Source organism: Acinetobacter stercoris, from assembly GCF_900323515.1.
GTDB lineage: Bacteria > Pseudomonadota > Gammaproteobacteria > Pseudomonadales > Moraxellaceae > Acinetobacter > Acinetobacter stercoris.
Genome location: NZ_OOGT01000034.1, coordinates 1 through 26556, shown reverse-complemented (window position 1 = coordinate 26556; position 26556 = coordinate 1). Strand labels below are relative to the sequence as shown.

Annotated in this window: 28 protein-coding genes; 18 read left to right on the top strand and 10 right to left on the bottom strand. The window is 37.9% G+C overall.

The window, feature by feature from the left end; genetic code table 11:
- The first annotated feature begins 45 nt into the window (after positions 1 to 45).
- Positions 46 to 552, top strand: a complete 507-nt coding sequence (locus KPC_RS05735; RefSeq protein ID WP_121973458.1) for a hypothetical protein — start codon at positions 46 to 48, stop codon at positions 550 to 552.
- A 71-nt stretch (positions 553 to 623) separates the two neighbouring features.
- Complete coding sequence (locus KPC_RS05730; RefSeq protein ID WP_121973457.1) at positions 624 to 1136, top strand: hypothetical protein; 513 nt, start codon at positions 624 to 626, stop codon at positions 1134 to 1136.
- Positions 1137 to 1207: 71 nt separating this feature from the next.
- On the opposite strand, the gene KPC_RS05725 is transcribed toward KPC_RS05730, so the two are convergent.
- The gene (locus tag KPC_RS05725) at positions 1208 to 1561 is read right to left on the bottom strand and encodes a hypothetical protein (RefSeq protein ID WP_121973456.1); all 354 of its coding nucleotides are present in this window, start codon (positions 1559 to 1561) and stop codon (positions 1208 to 1210) included.
- Positions 1562 to 1963: 402 nt separating this feature from the next.
- On the opposite strand from KPC_RS05725, the gene plsB reads away from it, so the two are divergent.
- On the top strand, positions 1964 to 4111 hold the full coding sequence (plsB, locus tag KPC_RS05720) for a glycerol-3-phosphate 1-O-acyltransferase PlsB (RefSeq protein ID WP_121973455.1): 2148 nt from the start codon (positions 1964 to 1966) through the stop codon (positions 4109 to 4111).
- 31 nt (positions 4112 to 4142) lie between these two features.
- On the opposite strand, the gene KPC_RS05715 is transcribed toward plsB, so the two are convergent.
- The 3 genes from KPC_RS05715 to KPC_RS05705 form a co-directional block, all read right to left on the bottom strand.
- Positions 4143 to 4826, bottom strand: a complete 684-nt coding sequence (locus KPC_RS05715; protein WP_121973454.1) for a class I SAM-dependent methyltransferase — start codon at positions 4824 to 4826, stop codon at positions 4143 to 4145.
- 250 nt (positions 4827 to 5076) lie between these two features.
- A complete protein-coding gene (locus KPC_RS05710) occupies positions 5077 to 6768 on the bottom strand; it encodes an AMP-binding protein (RefSeq protein WP_121973461.1) in 1692 nt (563 codons plus the stop codon).
- Positions 6769 to 6867: 99 nt separating this feature from the next.
- Positions 6868 to 7497 (bottom strand): TetR/AcrR family transcriptional regulator, encoded by a 630-nt coding sequence (locus KPC_RS05705; protein WP_121973453.1) that lies wholly within the window; start codon positions 7495 to 7497, stop codon positions 6868 to 6870.
- A 145-nt stretch (positions 7498 to 7642) separates the two neighbouring features.
- On the opposite strand from KPC_RS05705, the gene KPC_RS05700 reads away from it, so the two are divergent.
- The 6 genes from KPC_RS05700 to KPC_RS05675 all read left to right on the top strand — a co-directional run bounded on the left by KPC_RS05700 (position 7643) and on the right by KPC_RS05675 (position 15735).
- Complete coding sequence (locus KPC_RS05700) at positions 7643 to 8815, top strand: isovaleryl-CoA dehydrogenase (RefSeq protein WP_121973452.1); 1173 nt, start codon at positions 7643 to 7645, stop codon at positions 8813 to 8815.
- Positions 8816 to 8841: 26 nt separating this feature from the next.
- Positions 8842 to 10443 carry a carboxyl transferase domain-containing protein gene (locus tag KPC_RS05695; protein ID WP_121973451.1) on the top strand — a complete coding sequence of 534 codons (1602 nt, stop codon included), beginning with the start codon at positions 8842 to 8844 and terminating at the stop codon, positions 10441 to 10443.
- 12 nt (positions 10444 to 10455) lie between these two features.
- A complete protein-coding gene (locus tag KPC_RS05690; protein ID WP_121973450.1) occupies positions 10456 to 11256 on the top strand; it encodes an enoyl-CoA hydratase/isomerase family protein in 801 nt (266 codons plus the stop codon).
- A 13-nt stretch (positions 11257 to 11269) separates the two neighbouring features.
- Positions 11270 to 13261 (top strand): acetyl/propionyl/methylcrotonyl-CoA carboxylase subunit alpha, encoded by a 1992-nt coding sequence (locus KPC_RS05685; protein WP_121973449.1) that lies wholly within the window; start codon positions 11270 to 11272, stop codon positions 13259 to 13261.
- The gene (locus KPC_RS05680) at positions 13258 to 14157 is read left to right on the top strand and encodes a hydroxymethylglutaryl-CoA lyase (protein ID WP_121973448.1); all 900 of its coding nucleotides are present in this window, start codon (positions 13258 to 13260) and stop codon (positions 14155 to 14157) included. The genes KPC_RS05685 and KPC_RS05680 overlap by 4 nt, the downstream gene beginning before the upstream one ends.
- Before the next feature lie 162 nt (positions 14158 to 14319).
- Complete coding sequence (locus KPC_RS05675) at positions 14320 to 15735, top strand: short-chain fatty acid transporter (protein WP_121973447.1); 1416 nt, start codon at positions 14320 to 14322, stop codon at positions 15733 to 15735.
- Between the two features lie 54 nt (positions 15736 to 15789).
- Here the strand turns inward: KPC_RS05675 and KPC_RS05670 are convergent, their stop codons facing one another.
- The 3 genes from KPC_RS05670 to KPC_RS05660 all read right to left on the bottom strand — a co-directional run bounded on the left by KPC_RS05670 (position 15790) and on the right by KPC_RS05660 (position 18890).
- Positions 15790 to 16284, bottom strand: a complete 495-nt coding sequence (locus KPC_RS05670; RefSeq protein WP_121973446.1) for a hypothetical protein — start codon at positions 16282 to 16284, stop codon at positions 15790 to 15792.
- Between the two features lie 93 nt (positions 16285 to 16377).
- Positions 16378 to 17772: a class II fumarate hydratase gene (gene fumC, locus KPC_RS05665; RefSeq protein ID WP_121973445.1), complete on the bottom strand. Its 1395-nt coding sequence runs from the start codon at positions 17770 to 17772 to the stop codon at positions 16378 to 16380.
- Positions 17773 to 17885: 113 nt separating this feature from the next.
- Positions 17886 to 18890, bottom strand: coding sequence for an SDR family NAD(P)-dependent oxidoreductase (locus KPC_RS05660; RefSeq protein ID WP_121973444.1), 1005 nt, complete (start codon positions 18888 to 18890; stop codon positions 17886 to 17888).
- 75 nt (positions 18891 to 18965) lie between these two features.
- Here KPC_RS05660 and tusD point away from each other — a divergent pair, with 75 nt between their 5' ends.
- From tusD to KPC_RS05640, 4 genes are read left to right on the top strand one after another with little or no spacing between them, the layout of a single operon-like run.
- Entirely contained in the window at positions 18966 to 19334 is a 369-nt protein-coding gene (gene tusD / locus KPC_RS05655) for a sulfurtransferase complex subunit TusD (protein ID WP_121973460.1), read from the top strand.
- Between the two features lie 44 nt (positions 19335 to 19378).
- Positions 19379 to 19729 carry a hypothetical protein gene (locus tag KPC_RS05650; protein ID WP_121973443.1) on the top strand — a complete coding sequence of 117 codons (351 nt, stop codon included), beginning with the start codon at positions 19379 to 19381 and terminating at the stop codon, positions 19727 to 19729.
- A gap of 8 nt (positions 19730 to 19737) precedes the next feature.
- Entirely contained in the window at positions 19738 to 20022 is a 285-nt protein-coding gene (locus tag KPC_RS05645) for a DsrH/TusB family sulfur metabolism protein (RefSeq protein WP_121973442.1), read from the top strand.
- 39 nt (positions 20023 to 20061) lie between these two features.
- On the top strand, positions 20062 to 20373 hold the full coding sequence (locus KPC_RS05640; protein ID WP_121973441.1) for a TusE/DsrC/DsvC family sulfur relay protein: 312 nt from the start codon (positions 20062 to 20064) through the stop codon (positions 20371 to 20373).
- Positions 20374 to 20466: 93 nt separating this feature from the next.
- On the opposite strand, the gene KPC_RS05635 is transcribed toward KPC_RS05640, so the two are convergent.
- Together KPC_RS05635 and KPC_RS05630 are read right to left on the bottom strand one after the other, a co-directional pair.
- Positions 20467 to 20946: a winged helix-turn-helix transcriptional regulator gene (locus tag KPC_RS05635; protein WP_121973440.1), complete on the bottom strand. Its 480-nt coding sequence runs from the start codon at positions 20944 to 20946 to the stop codon at positions 20467 to 20469.
- A 338-nt stretch (positions 20947 to 21284) separates the two neighbouring features.
- Positions 21285 to 21617 (bottom strand): immunity protein Imm33 domain-containing protein, encoded by a 333-nt coding sequence (locus KPC_RS05630; RefSeq protein WP_121973439.1) that lies wholly within the window; start codon positions 21615 to 21617, stop codon positions 21285 to 21287.
- A gap of 119 nt (positions 21618 to 21736) precedes the next feature.
- Here KPC_RS05630 and KPC_RS05625 point away from each other — a divergent pair, with 119 nt between their 5' ends.
- From KPC_RS05625 to accC, 5 genes are all read left to right on the top strand, one after another.
- Positions 21737 to 22366, top strand: a complete 630-nt coding sequence (locus tag KPC_RS05625; protein ID WP_228212173.1) for a LexA family protein — start codon at positions 21737 to 21739, stop codon at positions 22364 to 22366.
- Between the two features lie 3 nt (positions 22367 to 22369).
- Positions 22370 to 23698 (top strand): Y-family DNA polymerase, encoded by a 1329-nt coding sequence (locus tag KPC_RS05620; RefSeq protein ID WP_121973438.1) that lies wholly within the window; start codon positions 22370 to 22372, stop codon positions 23696 to 23698.
- A 235-nt stretch (positions 23699 to 23933) separates the two neighbouring features.
- Complete coding sequence (aroQ, locus tag KPC_RS05615) at positions 23934 to 24389, top strand: type II 3-dehydroquinate dehydratase (RefSeq protein WP_121973437.1); 456 nt, start codon at positions 23934 to 23936, stop codon at positions 24387 to 24389.
- Positions 24390 to 24408: 19 nt separating this feature from the next.
- Complete coding sequence (gene accB / locus KPC_RS05610) at positions 24409 to 24828, top strand: acetyl-CoA carboxylase biotin carboxyl carrier protein (RefSeq protein ID WP_121973436.1); 420 nt, start codon at positions 24409 to 24411, stop codon at positions 24826 to 24828.
- Between the two features lie 16 nt (positions 24829 to 24844).
- Positions 24845 to 26209 carry an acetyl-CoA carboxylase biotin carboxylase subunit gene (accC, locus tag KPC_RS05605; protein WP_121973435.1) on the top strand — a complete coding sequence of 455 codons (1365 nt, stop codon included), beginning with the start codon at positions 24845 to 24847 and terminating at the stop codon, positions 26207 to 26209.
- Positions 26210 to 26330: 121 nt separating this feature from the next.
- Here accC and KPC_RS20955 read toward each other — a convergent pair whose 3' ends face one another.
- A complete protein-coding gene (locus KPC_RS20955; RefSeq protein ID WP_456049170.1) occupies positions 26331 to 26450 on the bottom strand; it encodes a hypothetical protein in 120 nt (39 codons plus the stop codon).
- Positions 26451 to 26556 lie beyond the last annotated feature (106 nt).

The following is a 26556-nucleotide window of genomic DNA, read 5'->3' as shown; positions in this document are numbered from 1 at the left end:
GATATAATATTTAAATAAATATGAACATAAACATTAGTAAAATTTATGAATATAAATAAAACTGCTTTTTTGATGACTTGTTTATTCTCAGGAACATTTGCTCAGGCGAACATCCCTCCAGAGCTACTCTACCAACCACCTTCAAATCCAGATCAAGCTGAAATCTCGACCATACAAGGAGTTCAGAAAACAGCTACTTCATTAAAATTTGTTAAAGCCCATATCTACATCACATCGATAAATAGCAAGGCGACACTAGATCAATATAAAAACTGGAAAAAAATTTACCAGATACCCATAGGTGAAACAACAATTCGCTATATTTCAGATGCTCAACAATTATTTTCTTCGGGCGAAATTACCTTTAATGCGCAGGCTGGGCAGCACTATCAAATCCAAAACAATCAAGCAGAAAAGGACAGCTTAAAAAATGGCTTGGAGTTTTGGATAGAAAACCTAGTTACTCACGAAATTGTTACTCCTAAGCAATACTCAAATGCTGTATCCAGTCAGCCTCAACAATCTTATCTACCTGTAATAATCAATAAATAACGGTGAATACCTTGCTTAACTTTAGAAAAACGATTTGCATTACAATATTCTCGATCTTCTTCACTGGTTGTATGAGTACACCTAAGAATACGATACCCATTGAATACTACGCCCCACCAGCTACCTCCTCTCAAACAGCAACGATCATAGGTAATATATATGATCGAAAATATGTGGCGGATACTATCGCCTTTGTCTTTGCTATAGATAAAAAGAAAGTCTTTGATGGTTATCATAAGTTGAGAGAACCTTTAGTTCTTCAAGCGGGTGAACATGACCTACAAATCTGGTGTGGGCGTGGTGCTTTTAATTACACCAACTTAGTCAAAGTAAATATTGAACCGAACAAGAAATATCAAGTCGGTTATGAGCTAAACCCAAATAAACAACAAGGATGTGTGTTCTGGATCACAGATCTGGAAACCCAAAAACCTGTTACAGAGCTGGTTAATGGTGTAGAGTTATGGCGGGCAAACCCGATAACTTATAGACCAATCGAGCAGTTTTTAGAACCAAGACCGAGTACTTCAGGTCAAAGTTATACTGTACCGATTAGAGTGATTAATAAGATGGGACATAAATGATTATTTAGAAAAAATAAAAAAGAGAAACTATCTTAACGATAGTTTCTCTTCAAATTTAATTGTATTAAGATCTACTCGTCTAATTTGAAATTAGGATCGTAACGATCATCAATAATAATTAAAGGTTCTATATCACTATTCCAATATTCAGCATTTTCTTTAATTGAATTACCTTCCTTTTCAATTAAATTGCGAATAGCCATAACAGCTGTCATAAAGTCATGCTGATTTAGCTCATCAAATTTTATAAGGTGAATAGATATTCTCTCCGTAATATCCCAGTAGATATTGGGATATTTTTTTTCTAATGCATTGGAAATTAACCAAAGTATAAGTGAAATCGCGTGAGAATTATACTCAACTTCAGTCCATTGTTTATCAATGGGTTGGGATTGATTCCAGCCTATAACAACAGTCATACCCATTTAAATCTATCCTTTAATTTCATCTAATAAACAAACTTTTTATTGCTGCGGTGATGACCATTAGTTAAAAGTTACTAATTTAGAAGCATCGGTGACCTTAAATCCCTACTAACTATATCAGCTTCAGCTATTAGACAGACAAACAAATACATGATTTGCTTTTATCCAGACCAATTTTTTAGTTTGACATAAAATATCAAAAATTGAATCTTTAAATTTCAATGAAAAATCAAATATTAACTTAAAAACGCTTGAATTAGACTTAACAAAAAATATATTTATCTTTATAAATCAAAAAATTAATATATTTCTTAATTTATCTGTCTGAATTGTCATCAAATTTTCTTGCATATTTGTATACGATTTCAGGGATAATAACTGGATAGCACAGAGATTAGGATCATCATGGCGAATGCTTATCAAAAGTTATATAGACAATTTACCAAAAAAATTCTGGATAAAATCGTCACACCTCAGGTGCTAGGAGATACCCATAATTTAGAACAAGTAACAAAAAACCTAAATAATACCTCCCCTATTTGCTATGTTATTCAGGAAGATTCAACTTCGAATAAAGTCTTAATTGATAATGAAACGGAAAAACTACAGTTAAGTCCTGCTTATGCGCCTCTAAAACTTAACGAGTTAAATGAAGCTGATAGTTTTTTATCTTTACATAAAAGCGGTAAAAACCTAGACCATACACGCTATCCAGATAAACTAGTCCGTTTAATAGAATATTTGATCAAACATCCTTATGAAGATGTTTTATTGATTCCAGTCACTATACTCTGGGGACGCGCACCAGAATATGAAGATAACTGGTATAAGGCTTTAATGACTGATGCCTGGTCAACACCAACAAAGATAAAACAGGCGTTTAATATTACACTGTATGGACGTGATAACTACATAGAGTTCCATCAAGCCATATCATTACAAGATCTGATCCGGGCAGCTACAGAACGAGAACCAAACTTCTCTCCTGCACACTTTGTATTGCGTGAACTTAATCATCAATTTGACCAATACAAAGAAGCAATTTTAGGTCCTGACCTTTCTGATCGCCGTACTGTTATAGACCAGTTAATGACTGCTGATGCTATCCGTGATGCTATTCGGGCAGAAAGTATCAATAAAAAAGTAAGTTTGCTTGAGTCAGAAATTCGTGCACGGAACTATTTAGATGAAATTGCATCTGATTTTTCATATTCTACAATTCGTTTTGCTGATATTGCCCTAACCAAGCTATGGACTCAGCTCTATGACGGCGTTGAAGTCCACAATTTTGATATGGTTCGTGAACTTGCGAAAGATTATGAAATCGTCTATACCCCGTGCCACCGAAGTCATATTGACTATTTACTTTTATCTTATGTAATTTTTAAACGTGGTTTGATGGTTCCGCATATTGCGGCCGGGATTAATTTAAACCTCCCTGTTTTCGGACAGATTGCACGTGGTGCAGGTGCATACTTTATTCGAAGAAGTTTTAATGGTAATGCACTTTATACTGCCGTTTTCAAGGAATACTTGCACAGTTTACTTTCAAGAAATACGCCACTTGAATACTTTATTGAAGGTGGCCGTTCTCGTACTGGACGTTTGCTTCCTGCAAAAAAAGGCATGTTATCAATGACGATTCAGAGTCATTTACGTGGTTCGACTAAACCTATTGTGTTCATCCCAACCTATTTTGGATATGAAAAGTTACTTGAAGGTTCTTCATATATCAAAGAATTAGGTGGTGAAAAAAAACAAGCTGAATCTTTATTTGGTATTATAAAATCAATCAAAAAAATCGAAAAAGTATTTGGTGTTGTACATGTTAACTTTGGCGAACCTGTTTTTTTAGATCCTCTACTAAAACAGAATCAAGCTCCGAAACAACTGGCTTTGACAGAACATTTACCAGATTCCGTCAAAAATACTGTGAATGATGTTGCAAATGATATTTTGGAAAACATCAACAGAGCCGTTGTCATCAATCCTGTCAGTTTACTCGCTTTGGTTTTATTAAATGCACCAACCAGCTCACTGGAAGAACGTGTCGTTATTCAGCGTTTACAACAGTTTAAAAATCTTTTGACCCATCATCGTTATGATGACCGAATGCAAATCACCAAGCTTTCAAATCATGAAATTATTCAATATGGTATAAAACTTAAACAGGTTGAATATGTTGAACATGATGGTGAACGCTGGATAAAAGTTTGTGATAAACAGGAAGCTTTACTGAAATATTTTAGTAATAATATTTTACATACATTCATTTTAACGGCTTGTATGGCAGAGCTATTTAAAAGTGAAGATTCAATTGAAAAAGCAGATTTATTTGAACAAATGAATGTCTTGTACCCAGACATTAAAAATGCCTTTTTCTTAAAATGGAGTCTCGAAGAAATATCTCAGGAATATGAAAAAATTCTTGCATACTTGATATCTGAAGATCTGGTTAGTGTACAAGATGACATTATCAATGTTTCAAAAGCGGATGATGCTTATCGGTTACTTGCAGCTTTTGCTCATTTATATAGTGAAGCATTATAACTTGTATACGAATGAGTTAGCTTTTTACAGCTTACTCATTCTTTTTTAAACCAATAAATCCATAATAGTTCAACACTTGTGCAAAGCTTTTGATACGAGCAAACCCTGCATCTGAATATATTTTTTTCATTTCATCTGCCGGGATCAGATAAAAATCCTGCATTAACCGATCTACCATATTCTGGCTTTGGCTTGAGTTCAGTCCTGTTTGTTCAGCTAAATTTTGCAAGATATCTAATTCATATCTACTTTCTATTTTCATTAAATCAAAGCTAAGGCAAATTCCACTATCATTCAATTGATCATAAATGTCTTTAAAAAAATTTAGTTTAGCTTCGACAGGTACGAAATGAGCGACCAAGATAGACAATGCCGCATCAAAAGTTGTCTCCAATGTCTTTAAAATCGAGGTATCACCTAAAATAAACTGGATATTTTTAAATTGAGCTGACCTGCTCAAATGTGCTTTGGCCTTTTCGAGCATGGTCACTGATGGATCAATCGCTGTAAATGTCCATTCAGGAAAACATTCAGCCAGATATTGAAGCTCATATCCTGTACCACAGCCGACAACCAGTATCCGTGCATGTTGATTTAGATAGCTTGTTAAAATAGCCTGAACCTGCATGTGCACCAGATCGTAACCCGGAATCAATTTACGAATATGATCATCATAACTATCTACCACTTTTGGACTGGTAAAATCTTTTGCCATTTCTATGCTCTAATCATGTTCAGGATTTTTTGATAAATTAAAATAATTTTATAAAACAAATTATTACATACATTATTTATATTATCCAGCATCACATCTGTATTCATCTAATGTTGAATCTTAACCTGGCAAGGACAACCACTATCCTGCCAGGTTGTGAAAAGCAATAATCTTGTTTTAACCTCAATTACTTCCCTAAATACCCATAAAAAGACTTTATTAGGTATTCAAAGCGTTAAATAACATTCTCTTATTGGAATATATCATTAAGATTTAACTCCTTACGCATAAACTCCTGTAACTTAAATTTTTGCGCCTTGCCGGAAGCTGTCAAAGGAAATTCGCTAAAAAATCGTACATAACGTGGAACTTTATTATGTGAAATATGCTCTTTACAGTATTGACGAATGATCTCTTCATTTGTCTGATGGTGTTCATGCAATATAATACATGCACACAGCTCCTCACCATATTTGGCATCAGGCAAACCAATGACCTGAACGTCCGAGACATCTGGGTGAGTATACAAAAAGTCTTCAATCTCTTTAGGAAACAGATTTTCCCCACCACGGATTACTACATCTTTTATACGACCTTTAATTTTAAAGAAATCTTCCTGATCCATTTCAGCAATATCACCTGTATGCATCCAGCCAGCTTCATCAATAACTTCTGCTGTTTTTTCAGGTTCTCCCCAATATCCCATCATCACTGAGTAGCCTCGTACACAAAGTTCCCCCAGTTTCCCTCTTGGAACAATATTGCCCTGTTCATCGACAATTTTTATTTCAATATGCGGATGAATACGACCAACGGTTGCCACTCGCTTTTCAAGCGAGTCAGTTGTCGAACTTTGTGCACTCACGGGAGATGTTTCAGTCATACCATAACAAATGGTAATTTCTGTCATATGCATCCGATCAATCACCCGTTGCATGATTTCTCTTGGACATGGGCTTCCTGCCATAATACCTGTTCGCAATGAAGATAAATCAAACTCATCAAACTGCTCATGTTCCAAAATAGCAATAAACATGGTCGGCACGCCATAAGATGCAGTACATTTTTCATTCTGCATGGCTTTCAGCGATTCCAGCGGGTTAAAGACTCCAGCGGGATAAACCATGGTTGAACCATGTGTTATACAAGCTAAATTACCCATCACCATACCAAAACAGTGAAATAGCGGAACGGAGATACAAACCCGATCCTGGGGTGTCAGCTTGATGGTTTCACCAACAAAATAACCATTATTCAGAATATTATGATGAGTTAACATCGTCCCTTTCGGATTTCCAGTCGTTCCAGAAGTGAACTGGATATTGATGGTCTCATCAAACTGAAGCTGATCTGCCAATTCCTGTAAATCAAACAATTGTTGATCCGTTGGTTCTGTCAATAAATCATGAAAACGGTGAATACCTGTATGTTGTTGGTCTTCAATTTTGATCACATGTTTTAGATGTGGCAATCTGACAGAGTTTAAAATTTTGTTTTCAGCTTCAAGTATTTCAGGGGCTATTTTTGTAATGATTTCCTGATAATCCGAAGTTTTAAAAGTCGGAGCGATAACCAGAGCAACACAGGACACTTTATTTAAAACATATTCGAGCTCATTTGACTTATAAGCCGTATTCAAATTAACCAGAATAATTCCTGCCTTACAGGCTGCAAATTGGGTAATCGTCCACTCTACACAGTTAGGCGACCATATTCCAAGCCGATCACCCTTTTTTAGACCTAATTTCAGCAAGCTACAGGCAAAGGCATTCACTTTTGCCTGTAGTTCTTTATACGTCAAGCGTATATTTTGATGACAACTGACGACTGCTTCATGATCAGCATATTGATCACATGCCTGATCAAAACTTTCAGAAATGGTCATCCCTAGTAAAGGATGATCACTTGTACCGTTGGCATAACTTAACCCTGCGTTTGTCATTTGAATCATACTCCTTGATTCTTTGTAATTCAGTCTTGATCTTTTTGTTGTATTCCTTGTAACGACTTTATAAAGCTAAAAGCAGTGCAAAATAATTGCTTATTTGTCTCCCTGCGGTGCAAGTAAAGCTTTGACACAAAATTCTGTAATCTGCTTTACAAAGTCGTCCATGTAACCCTGATCAGGTGTAACAGTTTGTGAAGGATTCAAAGGTTCAACTACAGCATAAGTCATGGTCGCAACAACACATAACGCAGCAGTATTTAAATCTTCAAATACAAAATCACCCGTTTCTTCACCTTGAGCTAAAATATCAATAATGCTTTGTTTGATACGCTGTTTACTTCTAAAACGCTCATGTTCAAGTTCAGGATCAACTGGCTCAAACATCAGTGAATACGCCAACTGCGGACTATTCATGGCGCGTTTTATAAATGTTGCAACCGCCTTGCGTAATTTTTCCAAAGGGCTTATTTCACCTTTAGCAATATTATTTAAGATGCTGACTTCATGTGTTATCGCATCAGATAATACTTCAATTAACACCTGGCTTTTGTTTTCAAAATAACGATAAACCAAACCACTGGAAACACCAGCACGTTCAGCAATCGCCTGAATTTGCGCATCCTTAAAGCCCCCTTGGGCAATAAGCTCACGAGCAGATTGCAAAATAATCTTGCGATTTTGCTCCATCCGCTCCTGCATTAATGTTGATCGTTTATAACTCATAAAATTATTCTCATACATTTAAAATGAATTGTAAATCATTTTCTGAATATGTATTCACTTTTTTAAAAAATAGTTGTATGTTAGATTTTAAGTACAGCAGACATGCTTATGGAAATAACAAATATAACCTTAAGGATATAACACAATGAATCTACGCAGCATCGATTTTGGTTTAGATGAAACACTACTCGCACTACGTGACTCCGTTGCCGCGTTCTGCGCAAAAGAAATTGCTCCTATTGCCCAAAAAGTGGATCAGGATAACTTATTTCCGCATCATCTCTGGAAAAAAATGGGTGATATGGGTCTCCTCGGTTTAACTGTAAGTGAAGAATATGGTGGTAGTAATCTAGGCTATCTTGCACATATTCTGGTGATGCAGGAAATATCACGCGCATCAGCTTCGATCGGGTTGTCTTATGGTGCTCATTCTAACTTGTGTGTCAATCAAATTAAACGTAATGGTAACGAAGCACAGAAACAGAAGTATCTTCCTAAACTAATTTCCGGTGACTATGTTGGTGCACTTGCCATGTCAGAACCCAATGCAGGTTCTGATGTTGTAAGCATGAAATTGCGTGCCGATGAACACGATGATCACTTTGTCCTGAATGGCTCAAAAATGTGGATTACCAATGGCGGTGATGCTGATGTATTGGTGGTCTATGCCAAAACAGATTTAAATGCTGGTGCTAAAGGCATGACCGCATTTTTAATTGAAAAGGACATGCCTGGGTTTAGCCATGGCTCGCATCTGGACAAACTCGGTATGCGTGGCTCCAATACCTACCCGCTGTTCTTTGATAATGTCAAAGTCCCTAAAGAAAATGTATTGGGTGGCGTAGGTAATGGTACTAAAGTCCTGATGAGTGGACTGGACTATGAACGTGCAGTGCTTTCTGCTGGCCCGCTTGGAATCATGGATGCCTGTCTGGATGTTGTTATTCCTTATATCCATGACCGTAAGCAGTTTGGACAAGCATTGGGAGAGTTTCAGCTGATCCAAGGTAAAATTGCAGATATGTATTCGACCTGGTTAGCTTGTAAGGCATTGGTTTATGCAATCGGTGCTGCCTGTGACAAAACTGAGCATGACCGTAGCCTGCGTAAAGATGCCGCCAGTGCCATTTTATATGCGGCTGAAAAAGCCACATGGATGGCAGGAGAAGCAATCCAGACTTTAGGCGGTAACGGATATATCAATGAATATAACACTGGGCGTTTATGGCGTGATGCAAAACTCTATGAAATTGGTGCTGGTACTTCTGAAATCCGCAGAATGTTAATTGGTCGTGAACTTTTCAATGAGACGGCTTAAACATCAAATATGTAAAGGAATTCAGAATGAACCAACTACAAAGCAAAATAAATACCCGAAGTGATGAATTTAAAAATAACCAGATGGCCATGCAAACATTGGTGGATGATTTAAAAAAAATCACAAAGAAAATTGCACTTGGTGGTGGGGAAAAAGCACGTCAAAAACATCTGGATCGCGGTAAGCTTTTACCCCGTGAGCGAGTCGATCAACTGATTGATGCAGGTACAGCATTTCTGGAAATAGGTCAGCTTGCAGCCTATCAGGTATATGAAGATGATGTACCATCAGCAGGAATGGTAGCAGGTATTGGTCAGGTTCATGGTATTAGTTGCATGATCATTGCCAATGATGCCACTGTTAAAGGTGGAACCTATTATCCCCTGACTGTAAAAAAGCACTTACGGGCACAGGAAATCGCTGAACAAAATCACTTACCATGTATCTATCTGGTGGATTCTGGTGGTGCTTTTTTACCACTACAAGATGAAGTATTTCCAGATCGTGACCATTTTGGGCGAATTTTCTATAATCAGGCACGCATGTCCAGTCAAGGTATAGCACAAATCGCTGTAGTCATGGGCAGCTGTACCGCTGGAGGGGCTTATGTTCCTGCCATGTCTGATGAAACCATTATTGTACGGAATCAAGGCACGATTTTTTTAGGTGGCCCGCCACTTGTCAAAGCAGCTACAGGTGAAGTTGTAAGTTCTGAAGATTTAGGTGGTGGTGACGTACATACCCGTCTGTCTGGAGTTGCTGACTATCTCGCTGAAAATGATCAACATGCGATTCAGCTTGCACGTAATATTGTCGCCAATCTTAATAAAAAGCCACAAAACCACAAAAATGAAATCATTCCTCCTCTATTTGATGAAAAAGAACTGTACGGGGTAATTCCAAATGATGCTCGCAAACCATTTGATGTCCGTGAGGTTATTGCACGTATAGTCGATGCATCTCGTTTTGATGAGTTTAAAGCCCGTTTTGGTTCAACATTAGTGACTGGTTTTGCAGAACTCTATGGTATGCCTATAGGCATTATTGCCAATAATGGGATTTTATTCTCAGAATCAGCTCAAAAAGGCGCTCATTTCATAGAGCTATGTACACAGCGCAACATTCCTTTACTGTTTATACAAAATATCACTGGCTTTATGGTAGGCCGCCAGTATGAAAATGAAGGCATTGCCAAACACGGTGCAAAACTGGTTATGGCCGTAGCAAATGCCAATGTTCCAAAACTCACTTTAATTATTGGTGGTTCATTTGGCGCAGGAAACTATGGTATGTGTGGGCGTGCTTATTCTCCACGCTTTCTATGGACTTGGCCAAATTCACGTATTTCTGTTATGGGCGGTGAACAGGCTGCAAGTGTATTGTCCACCTTAAAACGTGACCAGATAGAAGCCACAGGTGAAGCCTGGTCTAGTGATGCAGAGGATGAGTTCAAACAACCAATACGTAATCAATATGAAAAACAGGGGCATCCGTATTATGCTTCAGCACGGCTTTGGGATGATGGTGTGATTGATCCAGCACAAACACGTCATGTATTGGGTTTAAGTTTGGCTGCGACATTGAATGCACCAATCCAACCAACAAAATTTGGCGTGTTCCGTATGTAAGGAGCTTTAAAAATGGAATTTAAATATCTTCAACTGGAACGAAATGATCAAGTCCTGACCATTTGGCTGAACCGGCCAGATGTACATAATGCCTTTAATCCAGACGTTATTCAGGAATTACATTCTTGCTTTAATGCTTTAAACCAATCTGATGAAATTCGTGTTGTCATTTTAGCTGGACGCGGTAAAAGCTTCTCTGCTGGTGCAGATTTAAACTGGATGAAAGCACAAGGTGAAGCTGAACTGACTGACAACGAAGCAGATGCATTAAAACTGGCACAAATGCTTGATGCACTTGCGACGTTAAAACAACCGGCTATTGCTCGTGTACATGGTGCAGCCCTTGGTGGTGGTATGGGCTTAGCATCTGCATGTGATATTTGCATTGCCAGCACTGAAGCCCAATTTGCCACATCAGAAGTTCGTTTAGGTTTAGCACCCTCCACGATCAGTCCCTATGTCATCAGGGCAATTGGGGCACGACAGGCTTCACGTTACTTTTTAACGGCTGAACGGATTTCGGCAAAACATGCACATGATATCGGTCTGGTGCACGAAGTTACAGAACCGGAACATCTGGATCAGGAAATACAGGAAATTGTTGAGGCATTGCTATTAGGCGGAGCAAATGCACAAACGGCTTCTAAGCAATTGATTGCAATGGTATCAAATCAACCAGTCAATAATGCCCTATTAGATAAGACAGCAAGACATATTGCCCATTTACGCCAAAGTAGTGAAGCCAAAGATGGACTCAATGCATTTTTAAACAAACAACGCCCGACCTGGGTCAAAACAACATCAGAAGAATGATAAGGATAAGCAGATGTTCGACAAAATACTAATTGCTAACCGTGGTGAAATTGCCTGTCGTGTTATCCGTACAGCAAAAAAATTAGGCATCGCAACTGTCGCGGTTTACTCTGATGCAGACCACAACTCACAACACGTCAAACAGGCTGATGAAGCCATTTATATTGGTGCTTCACCTGCTGCTCAAAGTTATTTGCAGATTGAACGAATCATACAGGCTGCATTAGATACAGGAGCACAGGCAATCCATCCTGGCTATGGTTTTTTATCAGAAAATGATCAATTTGCTTTGGCATGTGAAAAGCATGGTATTACCTTTATTGGTCCTCCTGTCGATGCCATTTTAAAAATGGGTTTGAAAGCAACATCTAAACAGTTAATGGAACAGGCAGGCGTCCCATTAACTCCTGGCTATCATGGGAATAATCAGGATGCTGAGTTTTTAAAACAGCAAGCAGATGCTATTGGTTATCCAGTCTTAATCAAAGCTTCTGCAGGTGGCGGTGGTAAAGGCATGAGTCTGGTTGAAAGGTCAGCCGACTTTTTAAACTCGCTAGCTTCTTGTAAACGTGAAGCCAAATCAAGCTTTGGCAATGATGATGTACTCATTGAACGCTATGTAGTCAATCCACGTCATATTGAAGTTCAAATCTTTGGAGATACACATGGAAATTATGTGCATCTTTTTGAACGAGATTGTTCTGTACAACGCCGCCACCAAAAAGTACTTGAAGAAGCCCCTGCGCCAAATATGCCGGATGAAAAGCTAGCAGTAATCCGTAAAGCTGCTGTAGATGCGGCTCGAGCTGTTAACTACGTTGGAGCTGGGACTGTTGAGTTTATCGTTGAACAAGATGGTACTGCTTATTTCATGGAAATGAATACACGGCTACAAGTTGAACACCCTGTCACAGAGATGATTACAGGTGAAGATCTGGTAGAGTGGCAACTTCGTGTTGCCTATGGTGAAACATTACCCAAACAGCAACAGAACTTAAATATAAAAGGACATGCACTTGAAGCACGTGTCTATGCTGAAGAACCTGAAAAAGGTTATTTACCTGCCATCGGGAAAGTTAGCTATTTACATTATCCTGAACAAAATCAGTATGTACGGGTAGATAGTGGGATTGTTGAGGGTGATGAAATTACGACCTATTATGACCCAATGATTGCCAAGCTGATTGTCTGGGGCAAAAACCGTGATGCTGCCCTGATACAAATGCACCATGCCCTTCAACAGTTTCATGTCGCCGGGCTGGGCAACAATATTGCCTTTTTGGATCGTATCATTCGCTCAGATTCATTTAAAAAAGCTAAACTCGATACTAACCTGATTTCCCGAGAAGAAGACTTTTTATTTAAAAATATTCAGTCTGCCACTCCAGAATTAATAGTCAGTTCAGCATTTATAGAATTACTTTCCAGATTTAAACAGACTTCGACTACAAATAATATTTGGCAAAGTCAAAGTTTATGGCGCGTCAATATTCAAAGCACATATCTGGTGAAACTTGACTATCTTGATCAAACAATTCAAGTCGAATTTGAAGTAAATGATCAAGGTTATACTGCCAAACTAAATAATCAAAGTTATACAATATCTGGACTACTTTTAGATACACACACTCTGCAGATCAACTTAAATGGTATCCAACAAAAAATTGTGTTTAACAAAAATGCTGAGGGATTCACCGTTTATCAAAATGCACAAAGCCATATTTTTAAATATGTCCAAAACCAGTTTGATAGTGATGACTCTCAGGACTCAGATGCTAACTTAAAAGCACCGATGCCAGGTGTTATCACACAAGTTTTAGTGGCTAAAAATGATCAGGTGAAAAAGGATGATGTATTAATCACCTTAGAAGCCATGAAAATAGAATATTCGATTCGCGCACCTCGTGATGGCATCATTTCAGCAGCATTTTTTCAGACAGGTGATCAAGTTAAAGCTGGCGATGAACTGGTCGAGTTTGAGCCATTAACTGAGGGAGCAGCATGAGCGAGTTTGTAAAAATTGTTGAAGTTGGTCCACGTGATGGGCTACAAAATGAAAAAACCCCGTTAAGTATTGAACAAAGAAAAAGTTTTATTCTGGATTTAATGCAGACAGGGTTGAAAAATATTGAAGTAGGTTCGTGTGTGTCTCCCAAATGGGTTCCGCAAATGGCAAACAGTACCGATTTATTTCTATCTTTGCCAAAAGATAAGCATATTAACTTGAGCTTATTGATACCAAATCTAAAAGGTTTTGAACAGGCTAAAGCCGTAGGCTGTAAAGAAATAGCTGTATTTACAGCAGCTTCGGAAAGCTTTACTCAAAAAAATATAAACTGTACGATTGATGAGAGTTTTGAAAAGTTTGCAGATGTTTTAGCTCAAGCGAAAGCTGATGAGATAAAAGTTCGCGGTTATGTTTCATGTATGGTCGATTGCCCTTATGAAGGTGCGATTGCCCCTGTACAGGTTTTAAAAGTAACTCAAAAACTGTTAGAAATGGGTTGCTATGAAGTATCACTAGGTGAAACCATCGGCACAGCTACGCCAGACCGGGTCAAAAAAGTCTGGGATATTTGCCTGAGTGAAATCGGCTCCCATTTGCTCGCTGGACATTTTCACAATACCTATGGCATGGCCATAGCCAACATCTATCAGTCTCTCGAACAAGGAATCCGTATATTTGATTCATCCATTTCTGGACTAGGTGGTTGTCCTTATGCCAAAGGTGCAGCAGGAAATGTAGCAACAGAAGATTTGTATTATCTACTTTCAAATATGGGATTTGAAACTGGAATACATCTGGATGAATTAATGCTAGCAAGCAAAAACATCAATAAGGTACTCAATCGCCATAATCCTTCAAGCTTTGCTCAAGCCTATTGGCAAAATGACAAATGAATATAAGTCATGATGGACAGATTCAGATTTTGTTCATAATTGATAGATTGATGACACCATTCAAGATAGGAATTGACACATATAGGAAATTTCAAGTAAATATTCTATAAATTATTCTAAAGATGCAGCAGGATGCTGACAAAAATAAATACAGGAGTTTTTATGTCTAGCTCAGAAAATATTTTACAGAAGTTTGCCATCAGAGTGAGTGACTGGTCTGAAAAATGGTTTCCTGATTCATATATCTTTGCGCTCTTGGGCGTGGTTATTGTTTCTATCGCATCTTTTTCCATAGGTGCGCCAGCAAAAGATGTTGCACTGGCATTCGGTGATGGTTTCTGGAGCCTGATTCCATTTACCCTACAAATGTGTATGTTGATTGTTGTCGGTTATGTCGTTTCAGTATCCAGGCCTGTTGAAATACTGATAAACAAACTGGCACGAATCCCCACCTCTGGTACAGGTGCGATCGTTTTAGTTGCAACAGTCAGTCTATTTATTTCATTAATCAATTGGGCAATGAGTACAGTTTTAACTGCATTACTGGTCATTGCATTATCAAAACGTAAAGAATTGAATATGGACTACCGTGCAGCCGCCGCTGCTGCCATTATTGGAATGGGGGCTACATGGGCACTCGGGATCAGTTCATCTGCTGCACAATTACAGGCAAATAAAGCGAGTCTGCCAGAACCGATCTATCAGCTTACAGGTGTTATTCCATTTACTGAAACCATTTTCCTGCCACAATCCATGATCATGACAGCAATATTAATTATTGCTTCAATTGCCATTGCATTCTGGTCAGCACCAAAAGGCAATGCAGTAAAAACCGTAGACGAGTTTGATATCCAGTTTGACCAGCAAATAACAGAAAAATCTCAAGTCAAATCCAAGCGACCAGGTGACTGGCTTGAAAACTCCCCTATTCTCACAATCTTAGTAGTAATTTTGGGTATCATCTGGATGTTTAACGAGTTTGGAAAAGGCAATCCTATCGTTGCGATTTCAGGCTTAAATACTTACAACTTTATTTTTCTTATGCTTGGTCTGGCATTACATGGTACACCAAGAAATTTTTTAAACGCCGTATCTAAAGCCGTACCAGCAATATCTGGTGTCTTGATTCAATTTCCGCTTTACGGCAGTATCGCATTTATCATGACACATGCCATGAATAGTCAAGATCTTTCCCTTTCCCATTATATTGCTGAGTTTTTTGTCTCTATTGCATCTAAAGAAACTTTTGCTATTGTGATGGGTGTTTATTCTGCCATATTAGGATTTTTTATCCCGTCTGGCGGTGGAAAGTGGATCATTGAAGCCCCTTATGTAATGCAGGCAGCTCATGATCTCAAATATCATCTCGGCTGGTCCGTACAAATTTATAATGCCGCAGAAGCTTTACCCAATTTGATTAATCCATTTTTTATGCTACCAATGCTTGGAATTTTAAAATTAAAAGCCAAAGATGTCATTGGATTTACCGTTACTCAATTGATTTTCCATATACCATTGGTAATGTTCTTGCTTTGGATTTTAGGACGATCATTAACCTATACACCACCTGTATTCTAAAGAAAAAAGGAGCCTGATAGAGCTCCTTTTTTAATCAAATCATTACCATAAAAACTATTTAAACCTGGCAGTTAATACATTAGCAGAAACTGTATCTTTCCAGATATCACGTAAGGTTGGTAAATAAAACTTTTCACCTAGCTCAACCAGTTCAGCATCAATCAATGCATGAATTTCATGCATAAACAAATAATCCAGCTCAAACGTTGCAAGCTGCTTTTGAGTTTTTGTATATTCCTTACGTTTAACCTGTGCTTTTTTCACTAACTGATCTGCATAATTCTTATCTTTAAACTGGCTAATGGCATGCAAACGTAATTCAATCACACCCCAACCTGTAAGTAATTTTTTAAATATCTCAAAATCACGGCGATTTGATTCCCAAGTCATCTCTTCCAGATTTTCATTTTCTGGTAAAACAGGAAGTAACAGCTCCATGACGCTTGGAAAAATCTTTTTAAAATTCAAAACAAATTTAACAGGATGATCGCCTGGATAGTCTTTAAACTGAACTTTAGTTTTTTCATCTGTTAAATAGATATCAAGCATCATCATCGCCGTAAATAAAAATCTAGGGCGTATTCTACTGATATACGCCCTAGATACAAAGTATTAGACTAATCTTTTCAACAAAATGCTGAATTATTTCACATTTGGATAAACCATTTTCTCAGGTTTAACCACTTCATCGAATTGTTCAGGAGTCACAAACCCAAGCTCAACAGCAACTTCTTTCAAGGTTTTACCTTGCTTATATGCAGTTTTAGCAACTTTGGCTGCATTTTCATAACCAATCACAGGATTTAACGCTGTCACCAACATTAATGAATTATGTAGAAAATAATCAATCTTCTCACGATTTGGCTCTATTCCCACAGCACAGTGCTCATCAAAGCTATTGCATGCATCACCTAATAATTGAATCGATTGAATCAGATTAAAAGCTATCACTGGCATGAATACATTCAGTTCGAAATTACCTGACGCGCCTGCAATATTAATGGTTGTATCATTTCCCATGACCTGAGCCACAACCATCGTCATTGCTTCACACTGCGTCGGATTAACCTTGCCAGGCATGATACTTGAACCTGGTTCATTTTCAGGAATATATAATTCACCTAAACCACAGCGTGGCCCACTCGCAAGCCAACGCACATCATTGGCAATTTTGTTTAAACTCGCTGCAAGAGTTTTTAATGCCCCTGAAGCAAATACTGCGGCGTCACGACCTGCCAATGCTTCAAATTTATTTGGATTAGTGACAAATGCCAGCCCAGTTAATTTCGCCAATTCGTCAGCAGCCTTTTCAGCATAATCAGGATGCGCATTTAAGCCAGTCCCAACGGCTGTGCCACCCAATGGCAGCTGATACAACCACACCAGTGCTTGCTCTAAACGTTGTACACCATTATCTAACTGTTGCACATAACCACTAAACTCTTGTCCAAGTGTCAATGGAGTTGCATCCTGTAAATGTGTACGACCAATTTTAACAATATCCTGAAACTCTTCCGATTTTCGCTTAAAGGTATCTCTCAAACGTTTTACAGCTGGAATGAGCAGCTCATTGATTTGCAATGCAGCCGCGACGTGAATAGCTGTAGGAAATGAATCATTGGTCGATTGTGCACGATTAACATGATCATTTGGGTGGACTGGTTTTTGTGATCCTAAAGGATTACCGAGTTTCTGGTTAGCAATATTGGCAATTACCTCATTACAGTTCATGTTGCTTTGCGTACCTGAACCCGTTTGCCAAACCACCAATGGGAACTGCGAATCCCACTTTCCGGAAATCACTTCGTCTGCAGCATCTACAATATATTTTGATAATTCAGTTGGGATCTGGTTCAGCTCCGCATTTGTTATCGCAGCTGCTTTTTTTACCAGACCCATTGCCCTAATCATTGGGCGAGGCATATGCTCATTTCCAATTTTAAAGTTTTGAACACTGCGCTGGGTTTGTGCTCCCCACATCGCATCGCCCGGAACTTCAACATCACCCATAGTGTCGTGTTCTATACGTGTTTGCATATTTACCTCTTGTTGTCTTTAACGTGCAAATCGCGGACTCAATCAATTCATTTAAGTACGAAGATTTACTTTGATAACAACTTAACGCAAATAATTATCATTATCAAATTAAATTATCGATTATTGAGTAAGTTTTGATAAAACCGCCATTCATCCTCAATCATTTGTTTTAAAGTTCGTTTTGCTTTCCAGTTCAATATTTCGAGAGCTTTAGTGCTGTTTGAACCAACCTGATCCAACTCCTGACGTTGCTCTGCCGCATCGACAGTCTTGATCTTACTGTTGGTTACTTCTTCAATCTGCTCAAGTAGTGCCCGTATAGAATACACCTCTCCTGCGATATCAAAAGCTTCACAAACATTAAATTGGCTTTGTAACCAATATAAGCTATTTTGCACCGCTTCACAGACATCCAGAACATGCACAAAACTACGTTCTACTGTCTTATCCTGAGTATTTGCCTGATTTTGCAATTCAATACAATCACGCTGTATAGCAGCAACCTGCATCGCCAAAGGAACAATATTTTTTGGAAGCTGGGTGACAACTTCTCCTAATACTCCATGCTCAAAAGCACCGACGACATTCCCTACACGAAGCATGGCAATACGCCATTCATTATCTGTTTTACTGGTATCCCGAAGAATCTCTTCTGCCATTTGTTGCGATTTGATATATGGATTTGGATAGGCAAACTCATAAGCCTCATCTTCATTCAATTCCAGTGTTGATTTTCCATATACAGTCAGACTTGAAAGATGTACTAAAGTTCGAACCCCAGTTCGTTGCATGGCACGAAGTAAACTCATAATACAGCTAACATTGTCATTGTAATATTCAAGCGGTTTAAGTACAGATTCTTCTAACGATTTAAATCCAGCTGTATGTACTACAGCGTCGATTGAATATTGTTCAAAAACTTTATTTAAAGCGGGTGTATTTCGTACGTCAATTTTGACAAAAGGCACATACATGCCAGAAATATATTCTAGTCTTTCTAATGTTTCTAAACTTGCATTGGCTAAATTATCAACAATGACGACCTCTTGCCCCTGAGCCAGCAAGCTTAACACCACATGCGAGCCTATAAAGCCTAAACCACCAGTCACTAAAATCATTGTATAATGCTACCTTTCTATCCCATCTGAATAATGCAATTGCATTTGCATGCTTATTCTAAAAGTGAAATTCTCATGAGTACTTTATTGCTTATCACCTCCGCACCAAGTGCTATACATGCATGGCATGCTCTGGGTCTTGCTCAGGCTTTAAAAGCCAAAAATCAAGATTTCCGCGTTTTTTTCTATCAAGATGCTGTAAGCGTTGCCAATAACTTACAATGGGTTCCCGATGATCAACGAAACTTAACGACAGAGTGGCAAAAATTATCCATTCGACTCCCCGTATGCGTAAGTGCTGCTTTAGCACGTGGCATAACCGATCAAGAGAATGCAAAACGACATCAAATTCCAAACCATAATCTGGCTCAAGGGTTTGAGCTGGTTGGTCTTGGCGAATTTGCCGATGCCGTACAAACTTGTGACCGTATCATTCAATTCTAAGTCGTTATTTTTTGATTGATTGTTGCATTTCAAAGGTAAATTGTGTGAAAACTGTACTCGTTATTTTAACCCAGTCAAACCTCAATAGTTTGCAAGTTCATGAAAGCCTGTCCGCAACTATGGTATTGGCAAGTTTTGGCTGTGAAGTCAAAGTGTTACTACAAGATGCTGCCTTAAGCTTACTTAAATCTGATCTCTCTTTTGAGCAGCTAAAACATGCCTTTAAAATCGCCTCCAATATGGTAGATAGCTTTGAATTTTACGATCTCACACCGATTCTAGTAGAAAATAAGAATAAAAATTCGTGTTTTGTAACAGAGTCTCAACAAGAAATTGATTTTATTGAGCTAAATCGTGAGCTAATTCAATCTTTTGATCAAGTTTTATATTGGTAATCATACAAATGCAAAATCAAACGCTTTACTTAATCCAATCAAATTACAATCATACCAAGGCAACTCTAGACAAACTTGAGTCAATTTTTGCGCCATCTGACGCTGTATTATTAATGGGTGACACAGTGTTATTTTCACAACACCCTTTTCTAGATCATCCTGAAACAGTCTATATACTGGAAAATGATGCTGAAATTTTAGTTGGAGAACTTCCATCTCATTTTAAAACTATCAATTATTCAGCATTTGCAGATCTGATTTTACAATTTACACGTTGTGTTAGTCTAAAATAGATTAGAAACAAATTATCGTTCATTTGCTTAGGCTATTTTATGAATTTAGAACTTGATCAAGATGGTCATTTGATTGATTACACTATCTGGAATGAAGATATCGCTCAAGAACTCGCAAATACTTTAGAACTTGAGTTAACCCCTTGGCACTATGATGTTTTACAAGCAGTCCGCCAATTCTATCAGCAATTCGGGCACTCTCCTGCAACCCGCCCACTGATCAAATATCTCACGAAAACAATTGGTCCAGAAATCAATAATGCATTATTGCAGGAAAAATTTAATACAGGTCTGGTTGCACGCCATTTAAGTCGTTTGTCAGGTATTCCTAAACCCGCAAACTGTTTATAGTAGATTTGATTACTATACAAACATTGGTGTGATATCTGGCTGTTGAATTGGCAATATCTTGTATTTCCAAGATTTCAGCAGCTCTCTATTATATTATGCCTGTTTCTGTTTAGCCTGATATGCATAAAAACCTGGTCCAAAATGAACTTTGACCTGCTTGAGGTTAAGCTTTTCCCCACATTCTGAACAGGTCATGACTGGTGTGAATTTTTGCCCACATGTAGTATGAACATATTCAACTGGCTTTCCTAAGCCTGCATCCATCCATTTATCAGCCCATGCCACCATAGACATCAACACGGGATAAAAATCCAAACCTTTTTCAGTCAGCCGATATTCAAAACGTTCCTGTCTATCCATATAAGGTGTTTTCACTAAAATTTCGTGTTCGACCAAACGCTTTAAGCGATCAGAAAGAACGTGACGTGTCACTCCTAAATTTTCCTGAAAATCATCAAAACGGCGCATTCCCATAAATGCATTTCGTAAAATGAGCATGGTCCAACGATCACCAACAATCGATAATGTCCGTGCGATAGAACATGGTTGGTCACCAATATTTTCCCATTTCATATTTGATGCTCATCAATTATTTTTAATACGATGAGTTTAAGTGTAATTATTAAAATTTGAAAGTTTAGTTCTATGCTCTACTCGAACCTTATTTTGCTTCATATAAATCCTCATCCCATATTTTTGTGCTCTTTTTTTAATCACAAATAAAAACCCGCCTGTTACAGCGGGTTTGNGACGTGTCATCAATCATAATTTGTGACGAATTAGAAAGCTCACTCAAAAGATCAGGGAATATCTTTTGCGACTCATCCTAACATAAATATTATTAAAGATAGTCACTTGTCATTTCCTGACATTTTTATATCATTTCCTGACAATTATCATTTTCATTAAGACTACTCAGCCTTCCACACGTCTTCATAATCATCTTGATCAATCATAAAACGAAATCCCCTTTCCAAAGCGAGATAAGGGATAGCATCAGGGAATATCTCTTCTAATTTTTTAACGGTAATAATTTCAAAAAAATCATTCCCTTCCTCTAGCTCCCCACCATAAATAAACCATTCTACATTTTCATCACCTGGTGTTTTTTTACGAATTCCTACGATTGGCTCTTTATTTAAAGTATGGACTGCAATCGCAATCAAATCATCATCATTCACTTTGATATAAGCGGAATCAAACTCTTCGCAAAGCAGTTTTTGCTCTTCAATAAATTCTTGCATATTCGACGATTCCACCAAATTCATAAATTTCAAAATTTATTCTATTCGGATGATGTTTCAGACACAATAAATTCAGCAAAAGATTCTTTATTATANTTACGTTTTTTGTTATCTTGAATATGTTACAAATTCAAGATTTAAAAATCATGGACAAATCAGGCACACCAGTCAATATGCATGGTGGAAAACGAAATAATGCTGGACGTAAAGCAAAGTATGCTGAGAAAACAGTAGTTATGCGTATACCCGAATCAAAAGTGATTGAGATTAAACAATATTTGAAACCTAAATCAGCCAGTGATCTTGAAACATTTCCAGATTTAAAGCCGATTCAAATTAAAACCCAGCTAAAAATTAGTGCTCCCCTCGAATCTGTTGCCGCTGGTTTTCCATCACCTGCTATGGACTATTCTGTTGATGCAATTGATTTAAATGATTTTTTAGTCAAAGAACCTCAAGCAACCTTTATGTTACGTGTCAACTCATTATCCATGAAAAATGCAGGCATTGAGGTTGGTGATAGAATTCTAATTGATAGAAGTTTAAAAGCTGAACATGGCGATATTGTACTTGCTCTAATTAATAATGAATTTACAGTTAAACGCCTCATGAGAGAAAAACTGTCAAATGGTACGTATAAAATTTGGTTAAAAGCTGAGAATCCTGATTTTCCACATATATTTCTGCATAGTGAAGAACAACTTTTTATCTGGGGAGTTGTGACATGTATTTTGAAGAAGTTGAAATAAGTCATGCAACAGCTTTTCCAACATGAGATTTTTGCACTCATCGATATCAATAATTGTTATGTAAGCTGTGAACGTGTATTTAACCCAAAACTTAATGGGAAACCTGTTGTTGTACTCAGTAACAACGATGGCTGTGTTGTCTCCAGAAGTAATGAAGCTAAGGCACTCAATATCAGTATGGCAGTTCCCTGGTATGAAATAGAGCAAGATGCCTTAAAAGCTGGGGTACAAGTCTATTCGAGTAATTATGAGCTTTATGGTGATATGTCTCGCCGTTTTTTTAATATGCTCAAAAGCCACTTTAATGAGCATGACCTTGAACCATACTCCATCGATGAATGTTTTATACGATTGACCTCTTATACAGATACATTAGATATTGAGGAATATTGTCGAATTCTGGTTAAAAAAATTGATCAATATCTAGGTTTACCTTGTTGTATTGGGATCGGCTTTTCAAAAACCCAAGCCAAACTTGCCAATCATTTTGCAAAAAAACATACTGGTTTTAATCAGGTATGTAACCTGACAAATCTGGATCTATGTATTTTTGAAAACTTATTACTCTCCACGCATGTTAGTGAGGTCTGGGGGATTGGTCGTAAAATCAGCAAACAGTTAAAACCTTATGCGATAGAAAATTGCTATGACTTAACTTTTGCCAATGAACACCACCTTTCAAGGCAGTTCTCTGTTCTTCTTGGACGCACTATTCGTGAACTAAAAGGTCAATCCTGTATTGCATTAGATGACCCATCGATTCCCTCTAAAAGAATCCTTTCATCCAGAAGTTTTGCCTCTCCTTTAAGTGAAAAGGAAATTTTAAAGCAGGCCTTGGTATTTCACTTAAATAGAGCACATAAACGCTTACATTTACAACAACAGCTTTGCGCATGTGTCCATGTTTCTTTATATGAAAAAATAAGGCAACCACCTTATAAAAAGAGTGTTTCTCATGCAATCGGGCTTGAATATGCAACAGATGACCTGCTTACCCTAACCAGGATTGCAATGCATCAAATTGATGTTTTATTTAAAAAAAATATGCATTACGTAAAGATAGCCATCATGTTTTCTGCATTGCATCCAAAACAACAACATATTGATGATTTATGGCAACCTATAAAGCACATTCAGCAACGTACAAATCTAATGAAAACCTTAAATGATGCAGAAAAGCGCTTCGGTATCGATTGCATCCAGGTTGGTTATCATTCAAACAAAAAAAACTGGCAAATGAAACAGCAATATCGCTCTCCTCGTTACACAACTCGTTATAATGAGATTCTTTGCATAGATGATTCACATATGGCTGTTACACAAAAGCAATGAGAAGTTTTAGTCAATTCAGTTTAAAATATGCAGACACCAAACAACTATAAAAAATGTCATATTTTAACATTGCCAATTTTGCACAAAGTTAACAATATATAGCACACAGACGGTTATGTCTTTCTGCACCGATTAAAACAAACTATAAAATACTTGTAGAAAAATATGCCATAATACGCAAACTTTGCACGTATCTTGCAAAGATTTTTGCAACTTTTAAATTGGAGCAAGCTCAATGAGTTCGACCATTTTGGTCATTCACGGACCAAACTTAAACTTGCTAGGAAAGCGCGAACCAGAGGTCTATGGTCACCTCACCCTAGAAGACATTAACCAACAACTCTTGGCTGAAGCCCAACAAGCTTATATTCCATTGGATACTTTCCAAAGTAACTGGGAAGGTGCCATTGTCGACAGAATTCATCAGGCACAACAGGATGGTGTGAAATTCATCATTATCAATCCTGCTGCGTTTACACACACGTCCGTTGCTGTCAGAGATGCTTTACTTGGTGTTGCAATTCCATTTATCGAAGTACATTTATCAAATGTACATGCACGAGAAGCATTCAGACACCATTCTTACTTGTCGGATAAAGCCGTTGGCGTAGTTTGTGGTTTAGGTGCTAAGGGCTATCTTTATGCACTAAATTACGCAATCGAACATATTCAATCTTCAACTCAATCATAATATTAGGAACTAAAAACCTATGGATATTCGTAAAATCAAAAAGCTCATCGATTTGATGATCGAATCTGACTTGCAAGCAATTGAAGTCAAAGAAGGAGATCAGTCGATTGCTTTAACACGTCCTAATCCTGTGGTTGCTGCTGGTGTTGTTGCTGCTCCTACTACGGCAGCCCCTGCTCCTGCTGCGAAACCTGCGTCTCGTGGTGCAGTCGAGACTTCGCCAATGGTTGGCGTATTTTATGCAGCACCAAGTCCAGGTGAAGCTCCTTTTATCAATGTTGGTCAAACAGTTTCAGCCGGTGAAACTCTTGGCATTATTGAAGCAATGAAAATCATGAACCCTATTGAAGCAACTCAAAGTGGTGTGATTGAAGAAATCCTTGTTAAAAACGGTGATGTAATCCAATTCGGTCAACCTTTATTCCGCTACCGCGCGTAATATCCCGGGGGTTGATATGTTGCAAAAAGTTTTAATCGCAAACCGAGGTGAAATCGCATTGCGTATCACTCGTGCTTGCAAAACTTTAGGAATCAAAACTGTTGGTATTTATTCAGATGCTGACAAGGATTTGATGCATCTACACTTTGTTGATGAAGCCGTATGTATTGGACCTGGTGCGAGCAGTGAAAGCTATCTCAATATTCCAGCAATTATTACGGCTGCAGAAATTACTGGTGCAGATGCTATCCATCCAGGTTATGGTTTTCTATCTGAAAATGCCGAATTTGCAGAAATTGTTGAAAGCTCAGGCTTTATCTTTATTGGTCCACGTCCAGAGCATATTCGTCTCATGGGCAATAAAGTGTCTGCCATCACCGCAATGCGTAAAGCAGGTGTACCCACAGTTCCAGGTTCAGCTCATGCAGTTACACCACATAATGCCTTAGCGGAAGCTAAGGAAATAGGTTTTCCACTTATTGTGAAGGCTGCTGCTGGTGGTGGTGGACGTGGTATGCGTATTGTTGAACGTGTTGACACTTTACTTGAATCCGTTCAGGCAGCACAACGTGATGCTGAAATGTGGTTTGGTGATGACACTGTATACATGGAACGCTTTCTGCAAAAACCACGTCACGTTGAAATACAGGTTTTAGGAGATGGTAATGGACATGCGGTACATTTATTTGACCGTGACTGTTCTTTACAACGCCGCCACCAAAAAGTTTTAGAAGAAGCACCTGCACCAGGTTTACCTGAGCAGGCACGTGCTGATATTTTAGAAGCTTGTGTTAATGCATGTAAACTTATGCAATACCGAGGTGCTGGTACTTTCGAGTTTCTATTTGAAGATGGGGAATTCTTCTTTATTGAAATGAATACTCGTGTTCAGGTAGAACATCCTGTATCAGAATTGGTTACTGGTATTGATATTATTGAACAACAATTGCGTATCGCTGCCGGATTGGGTCTAAATCTGCAACAAGACGAAATTACAGTTCAAGGACATGCGATAGAATGTCGTATCAATGCTGAAGATCCGTCTACCTTCTTACCTTCTCCAGGTAAGATTGAGAGCTTTTATGCTCCAGGTGGTGCTGGTATTCGCCTGGATTCACATATCTATCAAGGTTACAGCATTCCACCATACTATGATTCAATGATTGCGAAACTCATTGCACATGGTAAAGATCGAGAAACTGCAATTGCACGAATGAAGCAAGCATTGGATGAAATGATTCTGACTGGAATAAAAACCAATATTCCACTGCATAAAGATCTTATTTTGCAAGATGAAAATTTCTGTGCTCAAGCAATGGATATCCATTACCTTGAAAAGCACCTGTTAAAACAAGTACAAGGTCATGAAAATGATGCTTGATGATAATAAAGCAAAAATAAAAGAAGCCCTATAACAGGGCTTCTTTTATAAGTACCTGTTTCTATAAAAACAATACTCAATTCAAAACCAGATAATAATAGAATTAATCAAAATGTAATCTTCAATCTGCTACTGGATTAATCACATAGAAATAGACAATCAGACAAAATAAAAATGCTATAGAGATCAACAAATAGACGTTAACCGTATTAAAGCTAAGTAAAAATTTCCGAATATTCATTAGCACCTCATCACATAATTTATCAAATAAATTATGGTGGTTTTGTTGTAAAAAAATATCACTAATTCTTGTGAATATTTTATTTTTATTAAATTTAACCATATAA

Coding starts and splice junctions, on each gene's coding strand:
- KPC_RS05735 (WP_121973458.1), top strand. CDS start 46: ATGAATATAAATAAAACTGCTTTTTTGATGACTTGTTTATTCTCAGGA.
- KPC_RS05730 (WP_121973457.1), top strand. CDS start 624: ATGAGTACACCTAAGAATACGATACCCATTGAATACTACGCCCCACCA.
- KPC_RS05725 (WP_121973456.1), bottom strand. CDS start 1,561: ATGGGTATGACTGTTGTTATAGGCTGGAATCAATCCCAACCCATTGAT.
- KPC_RS05715 (WP_121973454.1), bottom strand. CDS start 4,826: ATGGCAAAAGATTTTACCAGTCCAAAAGTGGTAGATAGTTATGATGAT.
- KPC_RS05710 (WP_121973461.1), bottom strand. CDS start 6,768: ATGACAAACGCAGGGTTAAGTTATGCCAACGGTACAAGTGATCATCCT.
- KPC_RS05705 (WP_121973453.1), bottom strand. CDS start 7,497: ATGAGTTATAAACGATCAACATTAATGCAGGAGCGGATGGAGCAAAAT.
- KPC_RS05700 (WP_121973452.1), top strand. CDS start 7,643: ATGAATCTACGCAGCATCGATTTTGGTTTAGATGAAACACTACTCGCA.
- KPC_RS05695 (WP_121973451.1), top strand. CDS start 8,842: ATGAACCAACTACAAAGCAAAATAAATACCCGAAGTGATGAATTTAAA.
- KPC_RS05690 (WP_121973450.1), top strand. CDS start 10,456: ATGGAATTTAAATATCTTCAACTGGAACGAAATGATCAAGTCCTGACC.
- KPC_RS05685 (WP_121973449.1), top strand. CDS start 11,270: ATGTTCGACAAAATACTAATTGCTAACCGTGGTGAAATTGCCTGTCGT.
- KPC_RS05680 (WP_121973448.1), top strand. CDS start 13,258: ATGAGCGAGTTTGTAAAAATTGTTGAAGTTGGTCCACGTGATGGGCTA.
- KPC_RS05675 (WP_121973447.1), top strand. CDS start 14,320: ATGTCTAGCTCAGAAAATATTTTACAGAAGTTTGCCATCAGAGTGAGT.
- KPC_RS05670 (WP_121973446.1), bottom strand. CDS start 16,284: ATGCTTGATATCTATTTAACAGATGAAAAAACTAAAGTTCAGTTTAAA.
- fumC (WP_121973445.1), bottom strand. CDS start 17,772: ATGCAAACACGTATAGAACACGACACTATGGGTGATGTTGAAGTTCCG.
- KPC_RS05660 (WP_121973444.1), bottom strand. CDS start 18,890: ATGATTTTAGTGACTGGTGGTTTAGGCTTTATAGGCTCGCATGTGGTG.
- tusD (WP_121973460.1), top strand. CDS start 18,966: ATGAGTACTTTATTGCTTATCACCTCCGCACCAAGTGCTATACATGCA.
- KPC_RS05645 (WP_121973442.1), top strand. CDS start 19,738: ATGCAAAATCAAACGCTTTACTTAATCCAATCAAATTACAATCATACC.
- KPC_RS05640 (WP_121973441.1), top strand. CDS start 20,062: ATGAATTTAGAACTTGATCAAGATGGTCATTTGATTGATTACACTATC.
- KPC_RS05635 (WP_121973440.1), bottom strand. CDS start 20,946: ATGAAATGGGAAAATATTGGTGACCAACCATGTTCTATCGCACGGACA.
- KPC_RS05630 (WP_121973439.1), bottom strand. CDS start 21,617: ATGCAAGAATTTATTGAAGAGCAAAAACTGCTTTGCGAAGAGTTTGAT.
- KPC_RS05625 (WP_228212173.1), top strand. CDS start 21,737: ATGTTACAAATTCAAGATTTAAAAATCATGGACAAATCAGGCACACCA.
- KPC_RS05620 (WP_121973438.1), top strand. CDS start 22,370: ATGCAACAGCTTTTCCAACATGAGATTTTTGCACTCATCGATATCAAT.
- aroQ (WP_121973437.1), top strand. CDS start 23,934: ATGAGTTCGACCATTTTGGTCATTCACGGACCAAACTTAAACTTGCTA.
- accB (WP_121973436.1), top strand. CDS start 24,409: ATGGATATTCGTAAAATCAAAAAGCTCATCGATTTGATGATCGAATCT.
- accC (WP_121973435.1), top strand. CDS start 24,845: ATGTTGCAAAAAGTTTTAATCGCAAACCGAGGTGAAATCGCATTGCGT.
- KPC_RS20955 (WP_456049170.1), bottom strand. CDS start 26,450: ATGAATATTCGGAAATTTTTACTTAGCTTTAATACGGTTAACGTCTAT.